Annotated in this window: 13 protein-coding genes and 1 pseudogene; 10 read left to right on the forward strand and 4 right to left on the reverse strand. The window is 31.0% G+C overall.

Features of this window, described 5'->3' with window-relative positions; all coding sequences use genetic code 11:
• The first annotated feature begins 210 nt into the window (after positions 1 to 210).
• From VIM70_RS10885 to VIM70_RS10895, 3 genes are all read left to right on the forward strand, one after another.
• Positions 211 to 399 (forward strand): DapH/DapD/GlmU-related protein, encoded by a 189-nt coding sequence (locus tag VIM70_RS10885; protein ID WP_414648706.1) that lies wholly within the window; start codon positions 211 to 213, stop codon positions 397 to 399.
• 49 nt (positions 400 to 448) lie between these two features.
• Positions 449 to 973 (forward strand): GNAT family N-acetyltransferase, encoded by a 525-nt coding sequence (locus VIM70_RS10890; protein WP_331945786.1) that lies wholly within the window; start codon positions 449 to 451, stop codon positions 971 to 973.
• Positions 974 to 1,077: 104 nt separating this feature from the next.
• Positions 1,078 to 1,263, forward strand: coding sequence for a hypothetical protein (locus tag VIM70_RS10895; RefSeq protein WP_331945787.1), 186 nt, complete (start codon positions 1,078 to 1,080; stop codon positions 1,261 to 1,263).
• Positions 1,264 to 1,302: 39 nt separating this feature from the next.
• Here the strand turns inward: VIM70_RS10895 and VIM70_RS10900 are convergent, their stop codons facing one another.
• A complete protein-coding gene (locus VIM70_RS10900; RefSeq protein ID WP_331945788.1) occupies positions 1,303 to 2,112 on the reverse strand; it encodes a nitroreductase family protein in 810 nt (269 codons plus the stop codon).
• A 77-nt stretch (positions 2,113 to 2,189) separates the two neighbouring features.
• On the reverse strand, positions 2,190 to 2,411 hold the full coding sequence (locus VIM70_RS10905) for a DNA-directed RNA polymerase subunit alpha C-terminal domain-containing protein (RefSeq protein WP_331945790.1): 222 nt from the start codon (positions 2,409 to 2,411) through the stop codon (positions 2,190 to 2,192).
• A gap of 255 nt (positions 2,412 to 2,666) precedes the next feature.
• On the opposite strand from VIM70_RS10905, the gene VIM70_RS10910 reads away from it, so the two are divergent.
• From VIM70_RS10910 to VIM70_RS10930, 5 genes are all read left to right on the forward strand, one after another.
• Positions 2,667 to 2,831, forward strand: coding sequence for a hypothetical protein (locus tag VIM70_RS10910; protein ID WP_331945791.1), 165 nt, complete (start codon positions 2,667 to 2,669; stop codon positions 2,829 to 2,831).
• A 333-nt stretch (positions 2,832 to 3,164) separates the two neighbouring features.
• On the forward strand, positions 3,165 to 4,061 hold the full coding sequence (locus VIM70_RS10915) for an HNH endonuclease (protein ID WP_331945792.1): 897 nt from the start codon (positions 3,165 to 3,167) through the stop codon (positions 4,059 to 4,061).
• 285 nt (positions 4,062 to 4,346) lie between these two features.
• Positions 4,347 to 4,541, forward strand: a complete 195-nt coding sequence (locus VIM70_RS10920; protein WP_331945793.1) for a DUF4177 domain-containing protein — start codon at positions 4,347 to 4,349, stop codon at positions 4,539 to 4,541.
• 5 nt (positions 4,542 to 4,546) lie between these two features.
• Complete coding sequence (locus VIM70_RS10925; RefSeq protein ID WP_331945794.1) at positions 4,547 to 5,287, forward strand: DUF1361 domain-containing protein; 741 nt, start codon at positions 4,547 to 4,549, stop codon at positions 5,285 to 5,287.
• A gap of 78 nt (positions 5,288 to 5,365) precedes the next feature.
• Positions 5,366 to 6,256 carry a PHP domain-containing protein gene (locus tag VIM70_RS10930; protein WP_331945795.1) on the forward strand — a complete coding sequence of 297 codons (891 nt, stop codon included), beginning with the start codon at positions 5,366 to 5,368 and terminating at the stop codon, positions 6,254 to 6,256.
• A 201-nt stretch (positions 6,257 to 6,457) separates the two neighbouring features.
• Here VIM70_RS10930 and VIM70_RS10935 read toward each other — a convergent pair whose 3' ends face one another.
• Entirely contained in the window at positions 6,458 to 6,832 is a 375-nt protein-coding gene (locus VIM70_RS10935) for a pyridoxamine 5'-phosphate oxidase family protein (protein ID WP_331945796.1), read from the reverse strand.
• A gap of 236 nt (positions 6,833 to 7,068) precedes the next feature.
• On the opposite strand from VIM70_RS10935, the gene VIM70_RS10940 reads away from it, so the two are divergent.
• Both VIM70_RS10940 and VIM70_RS10945 read left to right on the forward strand, forming a co-directional pair.
• Entirely contained in the window at positions 7,069 to 7,572 is a 504-nt protein-coding gene (locus VIM70_RS10940) for an Rrf2 family transcriptional regulator (protein WP_331945797.1), read from the forward strand.
• Positions 7,568 to 7,675 (forward strand): annotated as a pseudogene (locus VIM70_RS10945) (SAM-dependent methyltransferase); the annotation flags it as partial. The gene VIM70_RS10940 and the pseudogene VIM70_RS10945, both read left to right, overlap by 5 nt.
• 167 nt (positions 7,676 to 7,842) lie before the next feature.
• On the opposite strand, the gene VIM70_RS10950 reads toward VIM70_RS10945, so the two are convergent.
• Positions 7,843 to 9,034, reverse strand: a 1,192-nt coding sequence (locus tag VIM70_RS10950; RefSeq protein ID WP_331945798.1) for an asparagine synthase-related protein, incomplete at its 5' end; no start/stop codon positions are given.

Below are 9,034 nucleotides of genomic sequence, written 5' to 3' on the forward strand. Positions count from 1 at the left end.
TATATAATATTTTACAGCATCTTCTTTAAATTGTTTATCGTGTTGTTTTCTCATGATTAAGTCCCTCCATCTATTATTTTCATTGTAATACTTATTAGGAACTTTCTCAATTTCTATTGTACTATTTTTATTCTATCACCATATACATCCAATCACGCAATAGATACAAATGAGCGAGTAGCAGGAGGCTGTTATGCAAAATCTGTAAAGATAGGCAATAACGTATGGATTGGAGCAGGAGTTAGCATAAATCAAGGGGTCACTATTGGAGATAATACAATTATAGGGTCAGGCAGTGTTATTACAAAAAATATTCCAGCAAATGTAGTTGCAGCTGGTGTACCATGTAAAGTAATTCGAGAAATTACACGAGAAGATAAAACTGGATTTGAAGTATAGAATAAAATGAGTCATTAGGGGATGTGCATTTAATGAAGGTGGTAATATTATGTTAAAGTTAGTAAAACCGGATAAAAAATATGAGAAGCAATACAAAGAGATGATGGATGAATGGTACAGCGTTGGCGAGAAAATTATACCCTACAGTATACGAAGATTAGATTACAAAAAATTTGATGAATATTTGTATGGGTTTGAGGAGGAGAAAAATGGCTGTCTGTATGGTGGCATTCCAGCAACTACATTATGGGCATATGATGATGAGCGTGACATCATTGTTGGAACTGCAAACATTAGACAGTGGCTTAATGAAGAACTTCTTAAAAATGGTGGGCATATAGGCGATGGTATTCGACCATCAGAGAGAAAAAAGGGCTATGCTACCAAAATGATAGCTTTAGCATTAGAAGAATGTAAAAAACTGAACATGGATAGAGTTCTTATGGTTTGTTATAAGGGTAATATAGGCTCGGCAAAAAGTATAATCAATAATGGAGGAGTTATTGAAAATGAAATTATATATGAAAATGGAACCATTGACCAACGTTATTGGATTGAATTAGGAGTCTTCTAAAATTGTGAAGCAAAGTATACAATTTTGAGTATATCAGCACTGAATAAATATCCTATTTAGTATTTGTAAGAATAATGATTATGATTTATTGGAGGAAAAGTAAAATGAAAATGAATAAGACAAAGTGGATTATAACAATTATTGATATTGTAATTTTGTTATTTACTTGGATATATTATGGAAAATTTAATACTGTCGTTGGTTTATGGTGTTGGCTTTTAATTTTAACATTTATACAATGGCATTATTCGGATAAGGCTGAAAAAAAGAAAATGAAAAGAATAATTTAAAGTGAAAAGATAGTTAGTATTATTAATATGATAAATTTACTATCCAATCCAAGTAATATCTAATGGGTTACGATTTAATAGTCGATTATAACTATATTGTGGATAACCTACCATAACCGCTCCGGTTAACACCTTATCATCTGGAATATTGAACAACTTCAGTAATGGATAGTGATTTGCGAATGCACACATTTCAAAGATTCCTGCCCAACAAGAACCTAATCCGAGAGCAGTAGCAAATAGTTCTAGGTACGCAAAGGAAAAAATCGTATTTTCTCTTCCATTATTAAAACCCTTTGGAGCAGTTGCCAAAATCAGATGTGGTGCAGCACGCAGGATGTTATCTATTCCAGTCTCTCTGTATGCACGAACATAGTAAGGAAAACTCAAGTATAAAGGATTGCTGATCTGTGTTTCCATCCACTTTATCGTTATCTCAGTAGCTTTTTTTAGTATTTCCTTGTCTTCTACAATAATATACGATAACCCTTGCAGGTTACTTGCAGTTGGGGCAAATCGTGCAATATTAATTAATTCTACCAACTTGTCTCTAGGCACAGCCACATTTTTGTAACAGCGAATTGATCGGCGCGACCTAAGAAACTGCTCGGCAGTGTCTGCATTTATAACTGGAAATTCTTTTAGATCGGTTTGATTTTCAAATGGAACCTTAATATTGTCAATTGCTCTATGAGGGCATATAGCAACACAATGTCCACAGGCCATACATGCTTGTGGCTCAATTACAATAGGTCCATTTTCTCCCATGCACAGAACTCTTCGTGGGCAGACTCTCGTACAAACTCCACATTTAATACACCTTGATTGGTTAACTTTAATTAATTCCATTAGGCGTTCACCCCTATTATATTTTATATTTGCATTTAATTAGGATTGTTTTCTTAGTTATCAAATCCATATCAGTACTAATCTTCTATCTTGAAAGAAAGACCATGTTCAATAAGTTTCCTTTTTAGTATTGTCAATGCCTTAGGTCCAAATCCATGAAAAGCAATTAATTCCTCTTCTTTATACAGAGTTAACTGTTCCAATGTTTCAATCCCTGCTCTTTGTAGCACTCTATGAGCAGGTTGACTAATTTTATCTGAATTTATTAAAATACTATTTAGTAGATGTTCATTTTTCATGATTTTCTCCTTTATATTTAACTGATTTATATATTATAATAGCATAAATAAATTATAATTTATAAATTAAAGTAAATAATTTAACTATAAATTATTTATGGGATTGAAATTTAGAAGAGGAATTGTTGGAGATTATATTTTTATTCTTCAACCACAGCATATTTGTATGATAAAAGATTGCTCTAAATCACTGTTGAATTCGGAAATGTTGAGGTCTATGGAGCTGGTGAAAAAAGTTCTGTTGGAGCAAAGAGAATGATTACTAACAGACTCAATAAGCTCTCATCACTTCCAAAGAAAGAGCAAGATGAGATAATTAAAGAAATTGACGGGTTAGTCTATTATTTAATAGAAGGTATAAAGAAGATCAACAAAAATTGGATGATATTCGAGCAGTCTTTAATTAAGATTATAAATTAAGCTGGCTGAGCATATGAGTGTGGGGATATAAAGTATGATATCAGAGAGTAAGAAGCGTAAATAAGTTATTTTATAAAATTAAAGGATAGCTAAAATACTCGGAGGGTAATATCTTGGAGTATTTTACTTTTTTGTAGAAATTTTAAAGGATAATTGTGGATGTTTGTTGAATTATGTCAATATGGTGGTTTAGGGGCGTTAATAGATAGAGATCACATTATGTCTATAATGGGAAGTTGGAATTAAAACCATCATAGGTGGTAATGGTAAAACCGTGTTACAATGAAACAATTAATATATAATGTTTTATATCTAAAAAATGGGAGGGGCAGTATGATTGAAAAAATATGTGAAATTATTAATGATGAGTATTGTTGCAATATTGATATAACTATTGAGGAATGGAAACAATTATTAACTAATCCTGCAGTTTTCGATGATAAAAGCAAAGAAGCTATAAAAAAATGGTATTTAGAACCTAGATATTCTGCTTCTTGTAGTTATATAGGTGAAAAATATAATAAGCACAGTATGAGTGCTAATGGAATTATAAATGGTCTTGCGGGAAGAGTCCAAAAAGAACTTGGACGGTTCGTTGTTAAGGGAATAGGTGATATAGCTAAAGGCACAAGATTTATTGTGGTAATGAAAAGCAAACTAATTAATGCAAAACCAAAGACTTGGGAGTGGACGATTAGAGAGGAACTTGTAAAGGCTATTGAAGAATTAAATATATTTTCAGATAATAGTTATTCAGATGATTCTCTTGTTTCAGATATTGGTGATAGTGACATTTCTTCGGATACCCAACATTTTGAATATAGTGGTAAAGCTAAAAATAAAAAAGAACCTGTTTATGTTCAAAATAAATATTTGTATCCTCGAAGTCACAAGGTATCAATAAACGCTTTACGACATGCAAATTATAAATGTGAATTTAATAATACTCATTTAACATTTACGAGGAGGAATTCGGACTTAAACTATACTGAACCTCATCATTTAGTACCAATTACTTACCAAAATAAATTTGAAATATCTCTTGATGTTGAAGAAAATATTGTTTCTTTATGCTGTAATTGTCATAAGCAAATACATTTAGGAAAAGGCTTTGGAGTAATGCTAGAAAAACTACATAATGAGCGAAAAGATTTATTAAAGATGGTAGGTATTGATATTTCGTTAGATGAGTTGATAAAACTATATAAAAATGATAAATGCGAAAATTGAATAATAGAATTTAAGGCATCAGCAAGTAACTAATTAAAAAATAGCATTAGCTGAAAACCGCAGTTAGATCAGTACACTGAACCTTATAACAAGTAAAGTTAATTATTTTATTATAATTATAACCTCTAATTATTCCTATAATGGCAAGTTGGAAAATGAATACTTGATTGATGCTAGATGATGACTATATACAAACACTAGAAATGGCTAATATAGGACATGTTAGATATATGTGTTTAGGTTTACTTTTAACTAAATTTAAATATGAAAATTGAGGTGGTTGTTTTGGAAAAGTGGGAATATATAAGTATTAAAGTTGAAACAAAAGGATTAATGGGTGGTATACTAGATGTAAGTCATTTTGATAATGAACTCAATAACTTTGGTGAACAAGGTTGGGAATTAGTATCGTGTTTTTCAACTGCTCAAGATGGTGGAAAAAGTAGAGAAATAGTCGCAGTTTTTAAAAGAAGGAAATAACTATATTGATAAGTTTGGATAATATTAAGTCTAAGTTTCGAATGCTTAAGTGGCTTCTGCGAGTAGTAACGCTATTATATTTTATTTGGATTATTTCTAATGGAGATATAGGTCAAGCTCATATATATATGATTTGGAATGTGATTTTAGCTTGGGTTCCACTGGAAATAGTATCATTAATGTGTTATATTAATTTAAACTCAAGAAACAGTGGTTTGATTAAAATTGTGACCATTTTTTTAGGAATACTATGGTTATTATTCTATCCGAACTCCCCCTATATAATTACAGATTTTATTCATCTCAGTCCTAATCAATATCATCTTATTAATCCTAATTATTCACCTTATACAAATGAAGCAAGAATTATATTTAATGATAATATAAATATTTGGTTAGATTTTGTGATTATTGGTGTAGGTGTATGGATTGGTTATGTAGTTGGTTTTATTTCGCTATATATAATACACAATTCATTGATGAAGAAGTATAAGAGAATAGCTTCTTGGGTTTTTGTTTCAATTATTCATTTGCTAACTGGATTTGCTATTTATATAGGTAGATTTAATAGATGGAATAGCTGGGATATAATACTACATCCTACAAATATAATAACTATATTCCAAAAGAGTATTAATTTAAAGACCGTTAAATTTACACTTTTATTCGGAATTTTTAGCTTTATAGTCTATGTTTTAAATTATATTTTACTAGAAATAGGAAAATTAACTGTGCGGAAGTCTTAAAATTAAAATTAAACTCACAACAGGATATTATTAAAAAACTTAGACTTAACATAGAAGTAAAGGAGATGGATTTATAAAATGATCGATTTACATATTCATACAACATCTTCAGATGGTTCAGATGAACCAGAGGTAATACTCGCTAAAGCCCAAAAATCAGGACTAAGGTATATATCAATTACAGATCATGACTCCATAGGTTCATATAAAAAATTAAAGAAAGTAAAAATAGATAACTACTTTAGTGGCAAAATAATCACAGGATGCGAATTTTCAGTAGCACATAATGGTACTCCAATTGAAATATTAGCATATGATATAGATCTTAAAACCATTGAGGAAACAGGAATTGTTTCAGAAGAAAAATTTCTTGAAAGAGAAAACCAGTACTTAAAAACAATGATGAATATCTGCAAAAATATAGGCATTAAATACGACAATAATTTATCTATTGCAGGTGGAAAATACTTTGCAACACAGGTATTATATTTTAATTTGAAAAAATATCCTGAAAATGAAAAACACTTTTCCACAGAAGTATGGAAAGGGGTTAATGGCTTTTATAGAACTTGTGTTAACAATGAAAATAGCCCATTTTACATAAATCAATTAAAGAATACTCCATCCGTTGAGGAAATCGCAAAGGTTATAAAAAAAGCCGGAGGTAAATCATTTCTTGCACATCTATATGTCTATTATTCAGATGATCATGAGAAGTTTTTAAACTCAATTACATCATTAAATGCTATTGATGGTATTGAATGTTATCATTCCCTTCACACAATGGATAATACAGATTTTCTTCTTGACTATTGCAAGATTCACAAGCTTTATATGTCTGGTGGAAGTGATTACCATGGTAAAATTAAACCTAAAGTTATATTGGGGGAGAGTTTGCCTGGAGTACAGATACCTTACAAAGTCTCGGAAAAATGGTTGCCTAGTTGTAGATTATTTAGTGGTGATTAGCAAGTAGAACCAGTAATCTTGCGCTTACAAATTTTACTACGGCGTCGTACCAACAACCTAAAAAAGGGAATAAAGTGATGGTGTGGCGAATGGGGTATTAGATGTGGATTAGAACATTTTATGATATGTATTTTAACTATAAAAGATAAGCAGAAGGATGTGTGTTTAAATCTTCTGCTTATCTTTTATATTTTACAACATTTAAAGCATTTGCTTTGCTGATGTAACTGTTATCTCTAACACCCTAGTTAAAAAAGAGAACTTTTCTTTCATCATATCAAATTCTGAACCTGACTCAAGGTATTTTGCAGTACCTTCAATTACGAAGCCTGTTCCTGGGTAATCTTTATAACCCAAAACCTCTTTACTACCTAAAGCGATTTTTACTTTATTATTTTGATTTATATTTTTTTCTGTTTTACGCATTGCATAGGCAGGTATTAAAATTCTTTCATCAGATGTTACAACTAAATAAGAGTTCCAAGTGTTAACCACATGTGGTTCATCTATCCCCCATGATATTATTGAAACTACGCCTTCCTTTTTTAGTACATCTAAAAACTTTTCTGTAAGCATTTTATGTTTCCTCCTAATAATTTTATTAAACAATACATTTAATATTCGTAGATAATATGTATCGTCGATAAGTATTGTCTATAATTATTATATGATTGTTTTTTTAATAAGTCAACAACAAATAAATATATTATAGATAAATGTTATCTATAATTCGTTTGTATGGATATTGACTAATAAAAAATAATTTAGTATTATGAAAGAAGATTATTTTGTTAGTCAGGAGGTAGATTATATTGCAATTTTCTATAGGAGTAGAGTATGCATTACATTGTTTATTATATATGATAGATATTCCATCAGGAAGGGCTGTTGGGATTAAAGATTTAGCAATATATCAAGGAGTCTCAGAAACTTATTTATCAAAAGTATATACAAAATTAAGGAAAGCAGGGATTGTGAAGTCAATTTCAGGTGTTAATGGGGGTTATGAGTTAGCACGTATTCCAGAAAGTATAACCTTTTGGAATATAGTTGAAGCAGTAGAAGGGACGACCCCATTATTTCATTGTGCAGAGATTAGGCAAAATGAAATATTGTTAGATAAAAATAATTTACCTGATTCATATACAAAATGTCCTTGCTTAATAAAAACTGTAATGTTAGAAGCAGAAGACCAGATGAGACAGTATTTGAACAATAAGACTTTAGGATGGCTACATGAACAAGTTAGTAATAAGATTCCTGAAGATCATGGAAAAGCAACAATCGAATGGTTCAATAATACTAAATCGCGATAAGGTTAAGGATATATTGATACCTGGTGTTGGATATGGTAGAAATGCAAAGGTTTTTATTGACAACGGAATAAATGTAACGGGTATTGAGATTTCAAAAACAGCGACACAATGGTAAAATATGAAGAACTAATTAAAAACCACACATCATTAATATTAATTAGGAGCTATCTCATAATCAACTTTCAGATAGCTCCTTTATTTATTTACTAATAGCTAGTTCTGATAAACAATAAAAAATTCGAAATTTGACTTAAGGGAGTATTTTCTTGATTATTTACCACTGGCACCATAATTTGATAACATTCTGGCACTAGGATCGTTTACGTTACAGCCTTCCCATTCTTTGTTAGGCATCCAAAAGTCTACTATCATTTCTGCTTGGAATGGATAATATTTTTCAAAAAACTCTCTGTATAACAATGATTCTTTTGTGAATGGTTTAGAATTATATTTATACTTTTTACATAGTTTTTCAAATTGTTCATCAGAATAGCATGCTTCTGCATATTCTTTTAAATAGTCCACCATAGAATGCCCTACAGCATCACTAAATGCTGCTTTTTCCCGATATAAAATATTATCTGGCAGATAATCCCCTTCAAACGAGCGTCTTAAAAGGTATTTACCCATGTTGTATTTGTTTAATTTCTTTTCAGGGTCGATGGACATAACATACTTTACAAAATCTAAATCCCCAAATGGTACCCTTGCCTCTATAGAATTTGAGCTGATACAACGGTCTGCACGAAGTACATCGTACATATAAAGTTCTCGAATTCTCTTTTGTGATTCTTTTTGAAATTCTTCTGCATTTGGAGCAAAATCAGTATATTTATATCCAAATAACTCATCAGAAATTTCGCCGGTTAGAAGCACTCTGACATCAGAAATTTCGTGTATTTTCTTGCAAATCAAATACATTCCCATACTTGCTCTTATTGTGGTAATATCGTAAGTCCCAAGAAGTTTAATAACCTGCTCAAGTGATCCAAGCACTTCTTCTTTTGTCATATATATAGTGGTGTGATCACTATGAATGTAATCTGCAACTTCCTGTGCATATTTCAGGTCAATTGCATCCTCAGTCATACCTATGGCAAAGGTTTTAATTGGTTTTCCAGGATACATTTTTTGAGCAATTGAACATACTAAGGAGCTGTCGAGGCCACCACTTAACAAGAAACCTACAGGAGCATCAGCATCCATACGTTTTTCTATAGCAGTTACGAATTTATCATGGATTTTACTGCAAATAACTTCTAAGTCATCCTTACAATATTCACCCTCTGTTGCTGCGATATCAGAGTAGCATGTAAATTTTCCATCAGCATAATAATGTCCTGGCGGAAATGACATAATTTTGTACGTAAGACCAACTAAATTTTTCGCTTCACTTGCAAATATGATTTTACCTGATTCGGAATAACCATAGAAGAGAGGACGGATTCCAATTGGATCTCGT

Source organism: Clostridium sp. (assembly GCF_036569345.1).
Classification (GTDB): Bacteria; Bacillota; Clostridia; order Clostridiales; family Clostridiaceae; genus Clostridium_AD.